This window comes from Microcoleus sp. F4-D5, from assembly GCF_036704885.1.
GTDB lineage: Bacteria > Cyanobacteriota > Cyanobacteriia > Cyanobacteriales > Microcoleaceae > Microcoleus.
Window position 1 is genome coordinate 12,354 of the sequence record NZ_JAUBSX010000058.1, and the last position, 19,461, is coordinate 31,814.

A 19,461-nucleotide genomic window follows, 5' to 3' on the forward strand; every position below is an offset into this window, starting at 1 on the left:
CATCCCCAATTCCCACCAACAATCTAGATAAACCCGCCCCCACCCAAGGACAAACATTCGATCGCCCCTAATCCAAATTTTCCCAAAAGTCGATCGCACATTCGGGCCACCAAAATCCCCGACGCTACCCCACAAATCCGCCGGGTTGAAACCCCCGTCTCATAGCAAAAGTCCTCTAAAAGAGGACTGAAAAGCACATTAAATAAACAATCAAGTATTTGCCACCATAATCGATTATTTGTCACCATTATTCAGTCGGTTTCAACCGACTTTAGCTATGAGACAGGGGTTTCAACCCCTGGCGGAATCGCGGAATCGCGGACAAACAAACGACCCCCAGGACAAACCATCGCACCCACGGACAAACCATCGGGCCGACAAATAAACGATAAATCCCCGTGGTGTTGCAAATATTGTCGCCCAAATGCGAGAACCCTTACAAAAAACTTGGCATCGCCCGCCCCAAACAGATGAGTTTCACCGATAATAAATGAATGGATCGCACAATCCCAAATCCGAAATCGCAATGAAGTCAGAACGCCAACAAGCCTATCTCAACCTGATAAATCAACTGCTAACCTGTACCAGCGGCGAAGAAGCCCAGATATTGAAAACTCACCCGGAATTGCTGGATGATGGCTTGGTGGCGGCAATGCTAGAAGAGGCAGATCGTCTTAGAGAACAAGGCGAACTAAATAATGCTAATTGGTTGAAAAATTTTGCAGGGCTACTGGGTAAGGTGGATGGCGACTTCCTAGCGGGAATTGAATTGAAAGCGGAAGCAGACAGGCTGTCAGAACAAGGCTATCAGCAGAATAACCTCTGTCAATATCGAGAAGCTTTGCAGTCTTGCGAACAGGCATTAACTATTTATAGGGAAATCGGATATCGCAAAGGAGAAGCGGGTTCCCTCGGCAATTTGGGCTTAGTTTGCAATTTTTTAGGGCAATACGACAAGGCGATCAAATTTCACGAACAGTCTTTAGGGATTTCACGGGAAATCGGCGATCGTCAAGGAGAAGCTGCTTCCCTTTACAATTTTGGTGTCGCTTACGATTCTTTACATAAATACTACAAAGCTATCGAATTGTACGAACAGTCTTTAGTGATTTTACGGGAAATCGGCGATCGTCAAGGAGAAGTCACTCGTCTCAGCAATTTGGGGAATGCTTACTGGATATTAGCGCAATTCCACAGAGCGATCGAGTTTCACGAACAGTCTTTAGCAATTGAACGGGACATCAGAAATAGTCAAGGAGAAGCCACTTCCCTAGGCTATTTAGGGAATTCTTACTATTCCCTAGGGCAATTCCACAGGGCGATCGAATTGTACGAACAGTCTTTAGTAGTTTTACGAAAAATAGGAGAGCGTGAAGGGGAAGCAAGTTCCCTAAATAATTTGGGCAATGCTTACAATTCCCTAGGGCAATATCACAGGGCGATCGAATTTCTCGAACAGTCTTTAGTAATTTCACAGGAAATCGGAGATCGTAAAGGAGAAGCAATTTCCCTAAACAATTTGGGCAATTCTTACGATTACCTAGGGCAATATCACAGAGCGATAAAATTTTACCAACAGTCTTTAATGATTAAACGGGAAATCGGTGATCGTAATGGAGAAGCAGCTTCCCTTTGCAATTTGGGTATTGCTTACAATTATTTAGGGCAATACCATAAGGTAATCGAATTTCAGGAACGGTCTTTAAAGATTTCACATAAAATCGGAAATCGTCAATGGGAAGCAAATTCCCTTAGCGATTTGGGCTTAGCTTACTATCAAATCAGCAAGGGACTTAGGATTCTTTATAAAAGCATTCCCAGAATCCTAGCCTTCATTGTTAAACAAATTTTCATTATTTTTGATCATTATTGCCTTGAACAAGCAGAATCACAACTTCGTGCCTCGATCGCAATTCATGAAACTCTGCGTTCTGAATTGGTAAGTAATGACCACAAAGCCTCAATCTTTGAAACCCAAATATCTCCCTATCGCGACCTACAAAAAGTTCTAGTTGCCCAAACTAAATTTGATGAAGCCTTAGAAATTTCCGAAATGTCCCGCACCCGTGCCTTCGTCGAATTATTGCAACAAACCTTATTAACGAATGATTTGCCAGCGAATGACCAAACAGATAGATTATCAATTCCCAAAATCCAACAAATCGCCCGCGACAGAAACTCCACAATAGTTGAATATTCGATTATCTCTGATGAAGATATTTACATCTGGGTAATCCAACCAAACGGCAACATCACCCATCGCGCCGCCAACCTCCAACCCCTCAAGCAACAAAACCAAACCCTCAAACAAATCATCCTCAAAACCCGCGTCTCCATCGGCACCGTAGAAACCGACGACCAAGGCAACAAAATTCAGCCAGAATCCCACTACCAACCAGACAAAACAGGTGGCTTTCCCCTATTGCAACTCCTCCATCAAATCCTAATCGAACCCATCATCGACTTACTCCCCACCGATGCCAATTCCCCCATCATCTTCATCCCCCACTACGACTTATTTTTAGTACCCTTCGCCGCCTTGCAAGATAGCAACAACCGCTACCTAATCGAAAATCATACCATCCTCACCGCCCCTTCCATCCAAGTATTAGAAAAAACCGCAGAACATCAACAGCGAGTGCGAGGATTGAGACAAGCCGCCCTAATTGTCGGCGATCCAACCATCGCCGCAAAATTCAACGAAAACCCCTACAAACTCCGCCAAATCCCCAGGGCAAAAGAAGCCGCCGAAGCCATTGCCGCAACTTTAGGAACCGAAGCAATTAGCGGAAAAAAAGCCACCAAAGTCGCCATTTTAGACAGAATGCTAAACACGCGCATCGTCCATTTATCCGCCCACGGACTCCTCGACGATTTCCAAGGTTCCGGCATCCCCGGCGCGATTATTTTAGCACCATCAGGAGACACCGACGACGGCGCGCTTAACGCCGCAGAAATCCTGCAATTAAAACTCGATTCCGAACTCGTAGTATTAAGCGCGTGCAGCACCGGAGGCGGTAAAATCACCGGAGATGGAGTCATCGGATTGTCGCGCTGCTTCATCGTCGCCGGAGTCCCCAGCATCATCGTTTCTCTGTGGAATATGGGTGCGCCAGCAGCCAAATTGCTAATGACAGAATTCTACCAAAATTTAGCACGGGGCGACAATCGAGCAGCCGCCTTGCGGTGTGCTATGCTAACCACAAAAGCTCGATTTCCGCGTCCCATAGCTTGGGCTGCATTTACCCTAATTGGCGAAACCGAAACTTTACCGCTGTCAACTGAAAAGAGTGATTTAAGGAGATTAATAATGTCACTTCCCGATGATGCCACACCCGAAGAAATTGTGGCGGCTTTCAGTAAGTTATTGAAAATATCCGAGCCGCAATTTGTCAAACAATTATCAGCGATTGATGTTGGTTCGACCGATAATATCAATATTATCGCTCAAACAATCAAGGATTGGTGCGAAACGAAGCCTCACATTGAAGAGAATTTAGAGAACGAAATTTATCAAATGGGTGCGGGCGGCGGTGATAGCGATCCACCGGAGGAAATCGTCAGGGAGTTTTACGAAACGCTGAAGGAAAATAAGATTCGACTGGGTTTGTCTGAGTCTTCTGTGGATGTGGTTGAAACTGATACTTCGGGCACAGAATCGACATAAAAAACTCTTGTCCCCTCCTTATTAAGGGGGGCTAGGGGGGATCGGAGGAATGTGGAGTCACAGATAAATCTCGCTTGCACTCCAGTCTTGATCCCCCTAAATCCCCCTTAATAAGGGGGACTTTGAACCGCCACGGAATCCCCTAAAATAATTAACAAAATTGATTATGAGCCAAGAATGGCAAATTAAAAATCCCAGCATTACCCTCTATCCTTTCCACCTGCGAGATGATAGCGACGAAGGCTACGGAGAAGTAGCCATAAATGCTCAATCCTTGTGGGAAAATTTAGCAGATAATGTCGGCAAAGAATTTAATATCAACGAACTCAAATCCCTCAGAGACAAGCTAATTTGCTACAAAAACGGCCTGTATTATCCTGACGGCGAACTGGAAAATTTGACTGACGAAGAATTGCTAATTCCAGATGGTAAAACTCTGAAGTTTCCGCAAATTATTCAGCCAGATAACCAGAAACTTGATGGTGCTATCTATGCCCTGCGAATTCACGACACTTACACCGCAGATTTGACATTTTACTATCAAAATGTTACAATAAAAGTAGCGGACTTAACTCGATTAAATCCCCAAGGTTGCTTGTTGCCAAAAGCAATTAAACCGTCTCTGGGACAAACATTATTATTATACGCCGAACCAGCCGTTTATGATACTTACCGGAAACTAGCTGACGAATCGGTTAAAGCTTTTGTACAGGATAAACAGCCAGCATCAGTAGAGTTTCGCGCCGAAGGAAAGTTATTCAGCAGTCCGATTTTTGAGTATGACAGCCGCGAAGATGATGCGCGTCAGCGGTGTCACTTTCTAGTATGGTTGCAAGAGAATTCCCAAACTTTGAACTTCGCAACGGCGACATTTAACTTTTACTTGATGAATCTGCTGTGCTCTCGCGCTAAAATTGTATTTGTGCATCGCGAAGCTAGGAAAAAGTATCGCCAAGCACAGCAAATAGTCAGCGATTTAGAAAATAAGCTTCCAGCATTCAGTCAAATAGAAAGGGAACAAGATAGACAAGTTAAGTTGCAGAATTTAAAGCAATTGCTGGCTGAAATCCGCACCCAAATGTTTGATTGTGCTCAGCAAGTGCGGTATTTGAAAGAAGACAAAAATACTATTGACACTAATGCTGAAAATTATGGTGATGCCTTGACCAAAATTAGAAGTTTGTGCATCCCAGGCGATAATCTGGATTTCTTGCAAAAGTTTCTAGATTTGGCTGAGAATAAATATCAGCGGCAAATTGAAATAGATTTAAACTACCTGATTGCCAGCCAAGATTTGTTCCAGCAGTCGATATCCACTGTGCGCGGGATGGTGGAAATTGAACAGGTAGAATTCGATCGCGAAAAGGAAGAAAGAGAACGTCAGCGCGATCGCGAACAAATACAATTATATAGGCAAAAGGAAGAAGAGGAAAAAACGCGCGATCGCGAACAGATGGAATTATACAAGCAAAATGAAGAAAAGGAGAAAAAGCGCGATCGCCAGCTTGAGAATATCATCTTTTTTGTCGGAACTGCGATCGGCGGCGGACAAATCTTTTCCGCCGCCTATCCTCTAATCAAGGATAAACCGATTCAATGGCAACCCGATTTTTCTCTACCGCTGCATCCCTTTGCTGCGACAATTCTCTGGAGTCTGCTGTTTGGCTTGCTATTGGGCTTGTTAATGCTGGGTATCGCCGTGTTGGTAAGGAAAACTTTTCCCCGATAATTTGGATTTATGACTTACGCATAAAACCAAAGAAACCGGGTTTTTCGGGGTTTTTCGGCTGTGTCACAATATTCTCGGAAAAAACCCGGTTTCTGGGCTATAAATTACAAATATCGAGTTAACTGGACTCGATAGCGTTCCTTCTTAGTAACCGCAACTTCCCCAATTTCCAATCTTCCCTTGCCGGTAACAGCAATTAAATCTCCCGACTTGACATTATAACTAGCTTGAGTAACGTCTTTCCAGTTAACTCGCACCTCGCCGCTGCCAATTAAATCGGCCATTTTGCTGCGAGACATTGCGAATCCAGCCGAGGCGACAGCATCCAATCTCATGGATGCTTCAACGGTTGTCATTTCTTTCTTTTTGGGTTCTCTAATTTTGAGTTCGCTCAACTCAATGCGCCGCGTTTGTACAGGAACCGATCGCACTTGCTGCAAACTCATCTCCAAATACTCTACCATCTCCGGCATGACAATCGCTTGCGCGCCGCGTTCTCCCAAAACAATCACATCGCCAGTTTTCTCGCGGACAATTCCCGTACCCAACATCGCCCCCAAAAAGTCGCGGTGAGAAGCTGTATCGAACAAGAAATTGCCAGCGATTTCTACCGCAGCAACGTTAACGCTAGCAGAGTCGATCGGGATATCCGATCGCGCGATCGCAATTCTTTGTCTTTCAGCTTGCGGGTAGCCGCCCCAAGCCACTACTTCCACGTCTGTTAACCGCTTAAATACCGTCAGAGTGTCCGCCAATTCTGGAGGCGACAAAAAATCAGTCTGAGTAACTTCCCAAGTTTTAATTGCTTGTTCCGCTTGGTCGAGTACCCGCGCCACACATTCGCGGTTTTCGATGCCTTTTAACAGTTCTTCTCTTGGTAACATCAGTCAATTTTAGATTCTAATTTGAAATTGCCAAAGCTTGCTGTAACTAAAAAGTCTACTTTTTTAACAGTCGCACTAATTTAATTATAGTCTAAAATCATCAAATAACGATCTTATGATTTTAGTTGCTGGTAAAGCTGATATGATGAGCACGATTATTGTACCAAATCTATGAAGTCTTCGAGTTAAAGTTTTTGCAAGAGCTCGATCGAGTATGGCAGCAAAATTGTCCACCCAACTACTTATTCTTCTTCACCCGCAAATACAGTTCTTCCATCGCCTCAATAAACGAACCATCCTTGTGCCAAAACTGTGGAAAATCTCCCTGTTTCTTCACCACGATCGCACTTACCCCACTTGGCGCTGCCACCTCAATCGTCTGCGGCAATCGCTTCGCACCATGCCAAAACTCTTTCAGGCTGACCGTTTGCGCCTCACTGGCGATCGCCTGCGTGTAATAGGAATCCACCGCCGCAGGGGCCGCTGCATCAGCCGTCAACTCCGCCGCCAGCGCCAAGCCCAAAGGCGTTTTTGCTAATTCGCGGTGCAGCACTTCCTTAGAAAGCCCCCGTAATTCAAACAGTAAAAATGGATCTTTGTCCAATTCGGCCGCCACCAAATAATAAACTCCGGCAATATGTTTGCAGGGATTGCTATAGTCTGGGCAAGAGCAAGTAGTCTTAAAGTCCTCGCGGCTGCTGGGTAAAAGGTGCAATCCGAGGGGTGAAAAAGCCTTTTCAATATTGTCGGGCATTTCGTTGAGCAGCAGCCGAGAAATGAAGCTGGCTTTTGATGCCATTTGGGCGATCGCCATTTGCCACTTTTCCTGACTAATCGCCTGAAACTCAATTTTAGTTTTGTACAGAGGCTCCTTATAAACCCCAAAATAAGGATTTACCGACCCCCTTACTTCTGCCATCACTAAGCCATCATTAATCTTAAAGCTTTTTACCTTGTCATTCCGTGCATAGGAACGTCCCCGTCCGAGTCGCCCAGAATCTGTAAATCTTTCTAACGCATCGATAAATTTATTACCCCACCAAGTCCGAGTAAATTGTGACATAAGCTGTTCTGCATTTAAATTGTATATTTCGATGACAATCAAAAATCCTCTCCCTCTCTCCCCCTCTCCCCCTCTCCCTCTCTTATGTTGTTTCTCCTAATCTAGAACCGCATTTTTATTGAGCCTAATTAATTTCTTAAATGCCTCATTATCCAACTCAGTCAACCACGACTCATCCGCACCAATAATTGACCCGGCCAATTTCTTTTTGTCCTCAATCATTTGGTCAATCTTTTCTTCCAAAGTGCCAATCGCCACAAACTTATGCACAAACACATTTTTTTGCTGTCCGATCCGAAACGCCCGATCCGTTGCCTGATCTTCCACTGCCGGATTCCACCAGCGATCGAAATGGAACACGTGATTGGCTTTTGTCAGCGTAATTCCCACGCCGCCCGCCTTCAGTGACAGAATAAATACCGAAGGTTCAGACTCTGGATCTTGAAACTCTGAAATCATCCGTTCCCGTTTTTCGCGACTGGTTCCCCCGTGGATGTAGTAAGTGTTGTAATGTAGCGTTTGTTTAATGTATTTTTCCAACGCGCTTCCCAGTTCTGTAAACTGCGTAAATACCAATAAACTTTCGCCTTCTGCTTTGACTTCCTCAATCATCTCGATCAGCCGTTCCAGTTTGTGCGATCGCTCTGGTGTAAACTCACTTTCATCTTGCAAAAACTGGCGCGGATGGTTGCAAATTTGCTTCAGCTTCAGCAGTGTCGCCAAAATCATCCCCTTGCGCTTCATCCCTTCCGTCTCGTCAATTTCTTGTTCTACCTCTTTGACGATTGCTTCATAAAGCGAAGCTTGCTCGCGGGTGAGATTGCAGTAAAGCTTTTGCTCAACTTTGTCGGGGAGATCCTGAATAATCGACTTATCGGTTTTCAAACGCCGGAGAATAAAGGGTTCCACTAATTTTTTGAGCGCTGCCGATTGCGTGCGATCGCTATTTTTTTGAATCGGGATCTCAAACAACTTCCGAAACTGCGCCTCTTTACCCAGATAGCCCGGATTGAGGAAATTAAAAATTGACCATAAATCCAGCAATCGATTTTCTACGGGTGTTCCAGTCAATGCTAGTCGATGGGTAGCGGGTAACTTTAAAATCGCCTTGGTTTGCGCCGCTTTCGGATTTTTAATATTCTGGGCTTCATCAATTACCACGCGATGCCACGCTACGCTGCTCAAAAGTTTCTCGTCTTTTCGCACCAAGGTAAAGGAAGTAATCAACATATCGCAACCTTGGACGGCGGCTTTGAATTCCTTGGCATCTTGCAAGCGTCCAGGGCCGTGGTGTATGAGCGATCGCAATTCGGGAGCAAACTTTTCCATTTCCTTTTGCCAGTTGCCAACTACGGATGTGGGCGCAATTAGCAGCGTGGGTAGAACCGAAGGTGCGATCGCTTTTTCCGTCTGTTTTTCTATCTCTTTTGTAGTAGATAAAACTTCCCGCTCTTGCAATAATCGAGCAATTACCTGCGCCGATTTACCCAAACCCATATCATCGGCAAGACAGCCATTTAATCCCAAACTTTCCAAATAACTCAACCAAGAAACGCCGCGCTTTTGGTAATCCCGCAACTTGCCCTGAAACTTTGCTGGATCTGCAATTAACTCTAACCGACTCTTATCGTTCAGCTTCTCCAACATATCAGATAAAGCCCGATCGCGCTCAACCTCCAACTGTTCGCTCGCTTCTCCTTCTGCCGTCAACTTCATAAAGTCAATCAGGCTTAAATCGGGGTTTTCTTCGCGATGTTTTTTCCAAAACTCCAACATCTCCTGCATCTTGTCTTTGTCCAGTTCCATCCATTGTCCTCGGAACTGCACCAGCGGTGTTTTGCTATTTACTAACGCCTGCCATTCTTGTTCGCTAACCCGTTCACCCCCGATCGCCAATTCATATTGATATTCCACCAAAGAATCCGCCGAAAACAATCCTTTACCCTTGATTGCAGCGCTCTTGCTGCCCTTCCCTTTGACTTGCAGGCGAATCTTCGCCCGTTGTCGTCCCTTCGGCGTCCACCAAGCGGGGACAATCACTTTGTATCCGGCATCTTCTAATACCCAAGCGGACTCGCTCAGAAAGGTAAAAGCATCATCTAAGCTGAGGGTAATGTTAACGGGTTTGTCGGTTTCTAGCCCTTGCCAAAGTTGGGGATAAATGCGGGCAGCGTAGCCGAGATTTGTCAGCAAATGTTGCTCGAAGTTGTCTCCGAATTGTGTTTGCAACTGTTTTTGTTGAGTCGATCGCGATTGCCAATAATCCTGCAACGGCATCCGCAGAGATGGGTCTTTTTTCGCAGCCGCCTGAAACTCTAAAACCCAAGGTTGTTCGGGGTTTTCGGGGGATTGTAGTTGAAAGCAGAGGGAGAATGAGTCAGCAGATTGATTGCGCGTAATGCGATCGCGCCAGGTTTGCCATTGCCGGTATTGTTCGAGGCTTACTCGCGCAATTTTTCCTGTTTGATTGAGGCAGATTTGGAGTAAAGAATCAGCAATCTTATTTTCAAACGATGCTGGGATGGGGGTTTGAGTGACAATTTCCGCGATCGCACACTCGGAAAAATGCCGCAGCAACCGTTCGCGATCGTAGAACTTTGGTGTATCTTGTAGCTGGATCTTCCGAAAACCGGACACACAAACTAAAGGCATCCATTCAACATAGCGTTGCAAATCAGTTTCGTACTGTCTTGAAACAATTTCCCATCCCGGATAAATCTCAAAGCTGGGTGCAATTTGGGCAGGTGTTTTTGAAGTTTTTGCAGTTGTTTTGGTTTTTGTCTCGCCCCCTTTTTTACGCCCGCGCGTGGCTTTCTGAGCGGGTTCGGATGTTTCGATGGGTGCGATCGCGATCGGAGCAGTTTCTCGATAGCGCAACGCCGGAATATAACGATCTTTCAGAACAATTTGCTTAAAATTTTGGGTGTAGTGATACCAAAATAGCAAGTCTGAACCAAACTGAACTTCTGCTAAATCGTAGAGGGCAAAAAAATGCAGATCGTTCAATACTTTAGTCAAATATTGGGTGGCGATGGACACACAATCAACTTGCCAATACTCCAACTCAAATGTTTCGGGTAACTCTGTCTCTAAATATCGCGCTAGTTCTAAAGAAGGCAACGGCTGGTTGTCGGCAGTGGGCAGTAAAAAATACCGAGGGACGATCGCGTATTCTCGCCCCATCGCACTTGTATTGCTGACTGCTGACAGTTGAATCCCGGCTTCTTTCGTTAGAAACTCTCTTAACTGTGCCGTCTCCAATTGTCGGGGATGAACCTTAGCAGGCTGTTTTTTCTTGTTAGTGGTTTCAACCCAAAGACAAAAAGTTCCACCTTGAACAAAACTCTCTTCTGCTTGAGGAATCCAAGTCCCGTGGAGGATTTTCATAGGTCATACCAAACGCAACCTTTGGCAGCCTATCATATCATGAATGAGTGGTAAAAGATAAGACGGCGGTTGAAACCGCTGCTATACAAACGATGTCCGCCGACGCGGACTAAAGAGAATAACGTAATTTTACCGCGCTATCTTTAACCCGCGTCAGCGGCTTTTGCTTGTGGAGACGGGGTTTCAACTGCCGAGTATTCTTAGGAATGAGTATTAAACAAAATCCACTTTTCCTATTTGTTGTGGGATGGGCGTCCCGCCCGTCCTTTCTGGGCGGGCGGGACGCCCATCCCCCAAGAAAAAAGGGAAATTATTTAATTGACGATCCTTACAAATTTATAAAATATCAGTTAAATCCAACACAAAACCGGGTAATACATCTTCGCCTGACAGAGTTGCAGGCGAGTCTAAAATTTCCACATCTGAACCTTTACGGGAGATTTCTACTTTTCTATTTTTGCGATCGAGCAACCATCCCAACCTCGCTCCATTTTTTACGTACACTTTCATTTTAGCCCGCAATTTTTCTAGCGAGTCAGTGGTCGAGCGCAATTCCACCACAAAATCTGGACAAATCGGCGCAAATTTCTCTTTCTGTTCGGGAGTTAAAGCATCCCACCTGTCGCGGCGCACCCAAGCAGCATCCGGAGAAATGTCTGAACCGTCGGGCAGTTTAAATCCAGTTGAAGAGTCAAAAACAACTCCTAAATTGTTTTGACGACTCCAAGCCTTAAGTTGAAAGTTTAGGTCTGAATTCCGTCTACCAGTCTCGCTACCCGTAGGTGGCATAATAATCAATCCTCCACTAGCAGTGCGCTCAAATCTCAAATCCCGGTTGTCTGTACACAACTGAAAAAACTGCTCGTCAGTTAATTCAAGCGTTAATTCTAGGGGAGAATGTAGGGGGATAGTTTGTGATTCCATAACTGCCTTCAAATATTACACGAGTTGACAGTCAACAGTTAACCGTTAACCGTCAACATTTGACAGTCAACAAATAACTAAGTCTCTGTATAACCTTGGATATTTTCCGGTTCAAACTGCTGCAAAATATTCGCAGCTTTCCCTGTCAAATCGTCAGTACCCTTAACCGCAATCAAAAATTTACCCGCATTCAAACGGTTGCGGTAGGGCAAAGCATCGCCGCTACCAAAAGTCATACCGCCGGCGCCTCCTACAAAAACACTGCCCATCGCAGCGGCGATCGCACCGAGTAAGCCACCGATCGCGTGATCGCCAATTTCGCCCGCCCAGGCGAAAGTCTTCAACTCAGTCATCAGACTGAAAGTAACGCCAGCAATAAAGCCAAAGGGAATCAACCAAATAGCCATGAGTTTAGCTTGTTTCTTCGCTTGCTGGTTGGGGTCGATCAAGCCAAATTCATCAGCAGTTTTGTAGCCGCGGCCCAAAATGCTGACTTGCTTCATGGGCAAGCCTTCTTTTTCCAGAGCACAGTAGGCAGCTTCGGCTTGCATTCGATCGGGCAGTACGGCGATAAGATAATTCATTAGAAAACAATTCCTGATAGTTAGGCTTGAATAGCCAAAGTATATTATAGCCAGAAAAGACATACTAGCTAAGCACTTGCGGGATTTTCAGACGGTCAGAGAGTCCGATCGCCCGCAAAGCTAAAATATTTCACGCAAAAAACGGCCGACCTTGACCGAATACAGATACAATTCAAACTGCACAAAGGCAAGCTTGAGCTGAGCTGTTAGATACTGCTCTAAGTCATAAGCCTCAACTTTGAGCTCGCCAACGCTCGGTCTATTTTTACTATTGCACTCAATTGCTTGCTATGCCTAAAGTTCTAGTATCCGATCCGATCGACCAAGCCGGAATTGACATCCTCTCCCAAGTCGCGCAAGTTGACGTAAACACAGGGCTCTCGGCCCAAGAACTGGTACGAATTATTCCAGATTACGACGCTTTGATGATTCGTTCTGGCACCCAAGTTACCAAAGACATCATTGAAGCCGGGAATTCGCTCAAAATCATCGGCAGAGCGGGCGTCGGCGTAGATAATGTCGATGTACCCGCCGCTACCCGCAAAGGAATTGTAGTAGTCAACTCCCCCGAAGGCAACACGATCGCCGCCGCCGAACACGCGATCGCCATGATGCTCTCGATGTCCCGGCACATCGCGGAAGCTAACGCATCCGTCAAAGGTGGTAAATGGGAACGCAACCGCTTTATCGGCGTAGAAGTTTACAAAAAAACCCTCGGCATCGTCGGTTTGGGCAAAATCGGCTCGCACCTCGCGACCGCAGCCAAAGCAATGGGCATGAAACTGCTGGCCTACGACCCCTTCATTTCGACCGAAAGAGCCGACCAGTTAGGCTGCCGCTTGGTAGAACTCGAACTGCTGATGCGCGAATCCGACTACATCACCCTGCACATCCCCAAAACGCCGGAAACCCTGCACTTAATTAACGCTGAAGTGCTGTCGAAAATGAAGCCTACGGCCCGCATCATAAACTGTGCCAGAGGCGGCATCATCGACGAAGCAGCCCTCGCAGAAGCCATCAAAGAAGGCAAGATCGCCGGCGCAGCTTTGGACGTTTACGAACACGAACCCCTCGAAGCCGATTCCCCGTTGCGGAATGTCGGCCAGAACATCGTGCTGACGCCCCACTTGGGAGCATCGACAGCGGAAGCTCAGGTGAATGTGGCGATCGATGTTGCCGAACAAATTCGCGACGTGCTGTTGGGATTGCCGGCGCGATCGGCTGTGAACATACCCGGCATTTTCCCAGACTCGATCGAAAAACTCAAACCCTACCTGCAACTCGCCGAAACCCTCGGCAACCTCGTCAGCCAGCTAGCCGGAGGCCGAGTCGATTACCTGAACGTTCAACTGCAAGGCGAATTGGCCAACAACCAAAGCCAGCCCGTAGTCGTTGCCGCCCTCAAAGGCCTGCTCTCCCAAGCCCTGCGAGAGCGCGTTAACTACGTCAACGCCAGCATTGAAGCCAAAGAACGCGGAATTCGGGTCGTCGAAACCAGAGACGCCTCGATTCGCGACTACACCGGCTCCCTGCACCTCTCGGCCAAGGGAACCCTCGGCGAACACACCGTGACAGGTGCAGTGCTCGGCGAAAGCGAAATTCGGATTACCAGCGTTGACGATTTCCCGGTCAACGTTTCCCCCACTCACCATATGCTGTTTACCCTGCACCGCGATATGCCGGGAATTATTGGCAAAATTGGTTCCCAATTGGGTAGTTTTAATGTCAATATTGCCAGTATGCAGGTAGGCCGTAAAATCGTGCGAGGCGATGCGGTGATGGTTTTGAGCCTCGATGACCCTCTACCAGAAGGGATACTGGCCGAGATCCTAAAAGTTCCGGGAATTCGGGATGCTTACACGGTAAATCTTTGACGGATTTAGGAGTTTAGATTTTGGATGCCAGGACTGATAATTGGTAATGGGTAATCGATCGTTGGTAATTGGCAAGAAAGCGGGAATTTTTCTATTAGCCAATCCTCATTCCTCACTCCCCAGTTCCCAGTCTCCAGTTCCCCTGGGCCAATCTAAAATCTAAAATCTAAAATCTAAAATCGTTATGGCACATAGCTGGTGGGAAATTAGAATTCTTTGCGATCCGGCGCTAGAAGATATCATCTTTTGGCGTCTAGAACGATTTAACTGTCGGGGAACTGCTACTGAGATCAAAAGTAATTCCTGCCTGATGTCGGCTTATTTGCCCGAAGAACAGGCAGGATTGCTGGATTTGGCCGCTCTGTCTCTGTGGCTGCGCCAAGATGCTCTGTGTGCAGGTTTGCCCATACCTGCGATGCAGTGGGATTTGATTGAAGAGGAAGACTGGGGCAGCACTTGGAAGCAGCACTGGCAGCCTCAAGAAGTGGGCGATCGCTTTTTAATTAACCCCGCCTGGCTGCCCCCACCGACTGATACCGATCGCATTATTTTGCGTTTAGATCCCGGTGTGGCCTTCGGTACTGGTGCTCACGCTACTACTCAACTTTGTCTGGAGTCGCTGGAAATGCGGATCGGTTTTGATGACAGCAAGTGCGTAATTGCGGATATCGGGTGCGGATCGGGTATTTTGTCGATCGGCGCGGTGTTGTTGGGCGCTACAAAAGTTTATGCTTTGGATACAGATCCTTTGGCAGTGCGATCGACCATTAGCAACAGACTGCTCAACCGCGTTAATTCTCAGCAGTTAGTTGCAGAGCTCGGCAGTATCGATCGCTTGAAAGAAATTGTAGATGAGCCGATCGACGGTTTGATCTGCAACATTTTAGCAGAAGTAATCATTGATTTAATCCCGCAATTCACTGCAATTAGCAAACCGACTACTTGGGCCGTGCTCAGCGGCATTTTGCTCGAACAAGCTAAGCCAATTGCTGACACTCTCGAACAGCACGGCTGGATTGTCGCTACTCTCTGGAAGCGCCAAGATTGGTGCTGTTTTAATATTCGGCGTAGTTAGCGTTTTTAGATTTGATAGTTGAGAATTTAGGACAGTTGTATTGATTCTGAGCCATCTGGATTACTTGGTATCCGATCGGGTTCAACCTCTCGCACAGCTTGATATATTTATTGATAAAAAGTAGAAGTAATCGCGCTACTATGAAATTATAAACAGCTTGAATAAGAAAGCTATGGACGTTGAAGAACTATATAGGCGTTACGCTGCTGGCTAAAGAGATTTTTCGGGTGTAGATTTAAGTCATGCTAACTTAAACATTGCTAACGTAGAAGACCTCGAAGAACTCGAACCAGGTCAGAATGATTTGAGGGGTATCAATCTCAGCGGTGCTAACTTGACTGTGGCTAATCTGAGTTTTGTTAATCTCAGTGGTGCTAATTTGAGCAGTGCTAACTTAGATTCTGCTAGTTTATGGGTTACTATATTGACGGGTGCTGATTTGAGGGATGCTATTCTGGATTATGCTGAACTGGCAAGCGACTTAGTGGATGTTGACTTGAGAGAAGCTAGCCTGGAGTGTACGCAGTTGATTGGCACTAATCTCACCAGAGCCAACTTCATGGGTGCATACTTTTCAGCCACCGGAGAAGGTCGTTTGATTTTCTGCAACACCATCATGCCGGATGGCACTATTAATAGTAAAAATTGGCCCGAAAGAAATAGGTATAGCAACCGTCAACGCGGTTAGAATCTAAACTAGAAGTAGTCCTTTTTGCTGGTTGTAAATTTTATTCAAAGTCAAGAGCCTAGTAAGCCAAGTAAGTAACGCTGTGGAGTAGTAGGGTGCGTCAGCTTAGATGATTTTGGATGCTCATTGAATTGCTATAAGCTGACGCACCTTACTGTTAAATGAACTGTAATGTGTTGAATATTTAGAGATGTCCCAAGCTATTTCATAATAGTTCTGCTAAAATTAACTAATATTGGCTAGAAAAAAAACAGTGGTGGACGAAAAAAAGTCAACGATAATCTACGACCTGCGAGAATTACGGAGACGGTATATAGCTGGAGAGAGAAATTTTTCTGGTTTCGATCTGAAAAATTTTGATCTATCCGACTGTTTCCTGGTTGATATTAACTTGAGCGGTGCTAATCTGGAAGACGCTAGTTTGGGGGGGGCTAATTTAATTAATTCTAACTTGAGCCATGCTAATTTAGAAAGAGTATGGCTGAATTCAGCCTTACTGATTAAAGCTAACTTGAGTAATGCCAATCTCAGGAATGCTAAATTGGTTAATGTTGACTTGACTGGTGCCGACTTAACAGGTGCAGACTTGACGGGTGCAGACTTGACGGGTGCTGTGCTAATTGACACTAACTTGACTGATGCTAACCTGACTGATATTAAAACAACAGAGCAGACTATTTGTCATCAAGTGACAATGCCTGACGGCAGGATTCAAAACGATTTAAACAGAACGTTGTCTGCTGAATAATTGCTCCGGCGCTATGGCGAGGGCGAGCGAAATTTTCAGGATAAAATATTGCATCGTGTAGATTTGAGCGGTGCTGACTTGCGTGATATTGACCTGAGTCGTTCTCGCTTAAGCTATGTCAACTTTAGTTGTGCTTGTTTGGAAAATGTTGGCTTGGGAATGGCTATATTTTCTGATTTCAGAAATGCTCGATTTAGTCGGGATGAAGATTGGTTGGGTGTCTATTTTTTTTATTGCGATTTGAGAGAGGCTAATTTATCAGGAGTTGACATGAGTTATTCTCAATTCATAGGAAGCAACTTCCTAGGAGCTAAAAATTGTCTTTCTGGTGGTCTCCAAGAAGATGTATTCTTTTACCAGACTACTTGGACAGATGGAGAATTTATCCAGGGTCCAACGAGTGCTACTTACCACTGGCCTGGTGAGATTAGGGAGGGTGAATTTTAAATTTGAAGAAGTAGTAGCAGGGTGGGTCAGCTTCGAGGATAATGCCGTAAGTACGATCGCCCTCAATTGGGCAAAAACAATCTCCATCGTCAGGTGAGAGAGCAATTGCAGCAGCATAATTAAGAACGAGAAACTAAAGAACGAACGTACAAAGACACCGCTGCAACCAAATAAAAAGCATTCACCAAAACCAACAATCCTTTACCAACATAAGAATTAACAAAACCAAAAACGCGGCAAGTAGATAACAGCACTAACAACATTTCAACCAAAGAAACAATTGACCCGTAGTGATTCCGATCCCAATAAGAAAAGGGACTGACAAAACGGTAATTGCTGAACGGAAAAAAGTGCCTGTGAGCGTCATCATTATGCACCGGCAAATCTCCCAGAGAGTGCAGAATCATGCTCAGACAAAGAATTTGCACGCTTGGCCAGCCAAAATAATAAGCAATTAGCAAACCAATAACCGCAAGGGGAATTGAATGAAACAGAGCCACAATATTCTGGACAAAAGGCTCATAATATGCCTGCGACCAGATTGTAGCTTCCGGCAAGCGAGCAATGTATTTCGCCCACAAGTAAAATAAAAATATTGGGATGTCGGGTAAGATTCCGCCGATCGCAATAATGAGATTAGCTTGCGGCAGTTGCGGTTTGCCGAGAATTGCCAGATTGATAATAGCGTGGCTGGGAGTCTTCATAAGTAGGGTGCGTCAACTAGGATTATTTTATTCATAATTAATCAGATATTAGACATCCCCCATAATTGTCGCTTCACAGGCATCCTGCCTGTTCTTGAATATCTTTTTGGGAGATGTCTATTGGCTGACGCACCCTATGTGAGATAATTGGCTCCCGCTACAAGTAAGGTTGCACTCGATCGATCAACTGCGCCGCTTGCATAACTCCCTCAATTCGATGGACCTCAGCGCCATTTTTGAACAGCACCAAAGTCGGTAAAGCATAAATGTGATACTGCGACGCCAACTGGTCGTACTTATCCGTGTCAATTTTGACAACCATCAGCTTGTCTTTCATCTGACCGCTAACTTGCTCTAAAATCGGTGCCATCATCTGACAAGGCCCGCACCAAGTAGCGTAAAAATCTACCAACACCGGCAAGTCAGAGCCCGATAGTAACTCCTCAAAACTGCTGAACTGTTTTTGAACTGCCATAAGACAAAATAATTTTTTGGGTTCTGGCTCGATTTTAGTGCAAAATTCTCTGGTAGATTGCGAGGATACAATTATGGAATTATTACCAGAGACTTTTCAGAGATTGCGGGGTCAAGTTGCTGTCGTGACCGGTGCGTCGCGGGGAATCGGCCGCGCCGTTGCTTTAGCCCTAGCAGCAGAAGGCGCTAAAGTCGCCGTCAACTATGCGAGTTCGAGTGCTGCTGCTGATGAGGTGGTAGCAGAAATAGTCGCTGCTGGAGGAGAAGCTGTCGCACTTGCAGCAGATGTCTCGAAAACTGAGCAAGTAGATTTACTCACCAGTCATGTCATGGAAAAATGGGGACGAATTGACATTTTGGTGAACAATGCCGGCATTACTCGCGATACTTTGCTGCTGCGGATGAAGTTGGAAGATTGGCAAGCGGTAATTGATTTGAATTTAACTGGCGTGTTTTTGTGTGCGAAAGCTGCGAGTAAAATCATGCTGAAACAGCGAAGCGGCCGAATTATTAATATTGCTTCGGTTGCTGGGCAAATGGGCAATCCCGGACAAGCTAATTACAGTGCGGCGAAGGCTGGGGTAATTGGGTTTACTAAAACTGTGGCGAAGGAGTTGGCGAGTCGCGGGATTACTGTGAATGCAGTTGCACCGGGTTTTATCACTACAGATATGACTAAGGATGTCAAGTCTGATGAGATTTTGAAGTATATTCCGCTGGGGAGATACGGGGAAGTTGAGGAAGTTGCGGGGATGGTGAAGTTTTTGGCTGCGGATGTGGCGGCGGCTTACATAACGGGGCAGGTTTTTAATGTGGATGGGGGGATGGTGATGGCTTAGGATTTGGGAATTTTTTTAACCGCAGATATCGCACAGGTAAGATGCCTAGATATCGCACAGGTAAGATGTCTAGATATCGCACAGGCAAGATGCCTAGATATCGCACAGGCAAGATTCCTAGATATCGCACAGGCAAGATTCCTAGATATCGCACAGGCAAGATTCCTGTGCCACGATGAAGGCGGATATCTGCGGTTAAATTTATGTCTGTTAGCGTATTTGAACTGAAATTAATTAGTGGGACTTAAACATTTTATAGCTTCTTTAGGAACCCAAAACCCCTCGCTGGCAATGGAAAGAGGTCAATGACCTAAAAATGACTGAAACCCTTGGTATAAGTAGATTAATGCCCATTTGATCTAAAAGTTTTTCTA

15 protein-coding genes are annotated in these 19,461 nt (G+C 45.6%); 8 read left to right on the forward strand and 7 right to left on the reverse strand.

Annotated elements, in window-relative coordinates; genetic code table 11:
• Positions 1–526 precede the first annotated feature (526 nt).
• Together QUA80_RS23310 and QUA80_RS23315 are read left to right on the forward strand one after the other, a co-directional pair.
• Positions 527–3,667 carry a CHAT domain-containing tetratricopeptide repeat protein gene (locus QUA80_RS23310; protein ID WP_333427399.1) on the forward strand — a complete coding sequence of 1,047 codons (3,141 nt, stop codon included), beginning with the start codon at positions 527–529 and terminating at the stop codon, positions 3,665–3,667.
• A 166-nt stretch (positions 3,668–3,833) separates the two neighbouring features.
• Positions 3,834–5,396 carry a hypothetical protein gene (locus QUA80_RS23315; RefSeq protein ID WP_333427400.1) on the forward strand — a complete coding sequence of 521 codons (1,563 nt, stop codon included), beginning with the start codon at positions 3,834–3,836 and terminating at the stop codon, positions 5,394–5,396.
• 104 nt (positions 5,397–5,500) lie between these two features.
• Here QUA80_RS23315 and QUA80_RS23320 read toward each other — a convergent pair whose 3' ends face one another.
• From QUA80_RS23320 to QUA80_RS23340, 5 genes are all read right to left on the reverse strand, one after another.
• Positions 5,501–6,280, reverse strand: coding sequence for a photosystem II S4 domain protein (locus QUA80_RS23320; protein ID WP_333427401.1), 780 nt, complete (start codon positions 6,278–6,280; stop codon positions 5,501–5,503).
• Positions 6,281–6,518: 238 nt separating this feature from the next.
• Positions 6,519–7,343, reverse strand: coding sequence for an SWIM zinc finger family protein (locus tag QUA80_RS23325; RefSeq protein WP_333427402.1), 825 nt, complete (start codon positions 7,341–7,343; stop codon positions 6,519–6,521).
• 96 nt (positions 7,344–7,439) lie between these two features.
• Positions 7,440–10,730, reverse strand: a complete 3,291-nt coding sequence (locus tag QUA80_RS23330; RefSeq protein ID WP_333427403.1) for a DEAD/DEAH box helicase — start codon at positions 10,728–10,730, stop codon at positions 7,440–7,442.
• A gap of 336 nt (positions 10,731–11,066) precedes the next feature.
• Positions 11,067–11,654: a Uma2 family endonuclease gene (locus tag QUA80_RS23335; protein WP_333427404.1), complete on the reverse strand. Its 588-nt coding sequence runs from the start codon at positions 11,652–11,654 to the stop codon at positions 11,067–11,069.
• Positions 11,655–11,731: 77 nt separating this feature from the next.
• Complete coding sequence (locus tag QUA80_RS23340) at positions 11,732–12,238, reverse strand: hypothetical protein (RefSeq protein ID WP_333427405.1); 507 nt, start codon at positions 12,236–12,238, stop codon at positions 11,732–11,734.
• A gap of 290 nt (positions 12,239–12,528) precedes the next feature.
• Between QUA80_RS23340 and serA the strand changes: the two genes are divergently transcribed.
• From serA to QUA80_RS23365, 5 genes are all read left to right on the forward strand, one after another.
• Positions 12,529–14,112 carry a phosphoglycerate dehydrogenase gene (serA, locus tag QUA80_RS23345; RefSeq protein WP_333427406.1) on the forward strand — a complete coding sequence of 528 codons (1,584 nt, stop codon included), beginning with the start codon at positions 12,529–12,531 and terminating at the stop codon, positions 14,110–14,112.
• Positions 14,113–14,296: 184 nt separating this feature from the next.
• Positions 14,297–15,187 (forward strand): 50S ribosomal protein L11 methyltransferase, encoded by an 891-nt coding sequence (gene prmA, locus QUA80_RS23350; protein WP_333427407.1) that lies wholly within the window; start codon positions 14,297–14,299, stop codon positions 15,185–15,187.
• 304 nt (positions 15,188–15,491) lie between these two features.
• Positions 15,492–15,875, forward strand: coding sequence for a pentapeptide repeat-containing protein (locus tag QUA80_RS23355; protein ID WP_333427408.1), 384 nt, complete (start codon positions 15,492–15,494; stop codon positions 15,873–15,875).
• 235 nt (positions 15,876–16,110) lie between these two features.
• Positions 16,111–16,623, forward strand: a complete 513-nt coding sequence (locus tag QUA80_RS23360) for a pentapeptide repeat-containing protein (protein ID WP_333427409.1) — start codon at positions 16,111–16,113, stop codon at positions 16,621–16,623.
• A 48-nt stretch (positions 16,624–16,671) separates the two neighbouring features.
• Positions 16,672–17,070 carry a pentapeptide repeat-containing protein gene (locus tag QUA80_RS23365; protein WP_333427410.1) on the forward strand — a complete coding sequence of 133 codons (399 nt, stop codon included), beginning with the start codon at positions 16,672–16,674 and terminating at the stop codon, positions 17,068–17,070.
• Positions 17,071–17,189: 119 nt separating this feature from the next.
• On the opposite strand, the gene QUA80_RS23370 is transcribed toward QUA80_RS23365, so the two are convergent.
• Both QUA80_RS23370 and trxA read right to left on the reverse strand, forming a co-directional pair.
• A complete protein-coding gene (locus tag QUA80_RS23370) occupies positions 17,190–17,774 on the reverse strand; it encodes a hypothetical protein (protein WP_333427411.1) in 585 nt (194 codons plus the stop codon).
• 157 nt (positions 17,775–17,931) lie between these two features.
• Positions 17,932–18,249, reverse strand: a complete 318-nt coding sequence (gene trxA / locus QUA80_RS23375; RefSeq protein WP_333427412.1) for a thioredoxin — start codon at positions 18,247–18,249, stop codon at positions 17,932–17,934.
• Positions 18,250–18,322: 73 nt separating this feature from the next.
• Here trxA and fabG point away from each other — a divergent pair, with 73 nt between their 5' ends.
• A complete protein-coding gene (fabG, locus tag QUA80_RS23380) occupies positions 18,323–19,087 on the forward strand; it encodes a 3-oxoacyl-[acyl-carrier-protein] reductase (protein WP_333427413.1) in 765 nt (254 codons plus the stop codon).
• The last annotated feature ends 374 nt before the right edge of the window (positions 19,088–19,461 follow it).

Coding starts and splice junctions, on each gene's coding strand:
- QUA80_RS23310 (WP_333427399.1), top strand. CDS start 527: ATGAAGTCAGAACGCCAACAAGCCTATCTCAACCTGATAAATCAACTG.
- QUA80_RS23315 (WP_333427400.1), top strand. CDS start 3,834: ATGAGCCAAGAATGGCAAATTAAAAATCCCAGCATTACCCTCTATCCT.
- QUA80_RS23320 (WP_333427401.1), bottom strand. CDS start 6,280: ATGTTACCAAGAGAAGAACTGTTAAAAGGCATCGAAAACCGCGAATGT.
- QUA80_RS23325 (WP_333427402.1), bottom strand. CDS start 7,343: ATGTCACAATTTACTCGGACTTGGTGGGGTAATAAATTTATCGATGCG.
- QUA80_RS23330 (WP_333427403.1), bottom strand. CDS start 10,730: ATGAAAATCCTCCACGGGACTTGGATTCCTCAAGCAGAAGAGAGTTTT.
- QUA80_RS23335 (WP_333427404.1), bottom strand. CDS start 11,654: ATGGAATCACAAACTATCCCCCTACATTCTCCCCTAGAATTAACGCTT.
- QUA80_RS23340 (WP_333427405.1), bottom strand. CDS start 12,238: ATGAATTATCTTATCGCCGTACTGCCCGATCGAATGCAAGCCGAAGCT.
- serA (WP_333427406.1), top strand. CDS start 12,529: ATGCCTAAAGTTCTAGTATCCGATCCGATCGACCAAGCCGGAATTGAC.
- prmA (WP_333427407.1), top strand. CDS start 14,297: ATGGCACATAGCTGGTGGGAAATTAGAATTCTTTGCGATCCGGCGCTA.
- QUA80_RS23370 (WP_333427411.1), bottom strand. CDS start 17,774: ATGAAGACTCCCAGCCACGCTATTATCAATCTGGCAATTCTCGGCAAA.
- trxA (WP_333427412.1), bottom strand. CDS start 18,249: ATGGCAGTTCAAAAACAGTTCAGCAGTTTTGAGGAGTTACTATCGGGC.
- fabG (WP_333427413.1), top strand. CDS start 18,323: ATGGAATTATTACCAGAGACTTTTCAGAGATTGCGGGGTCAAGTTGCT.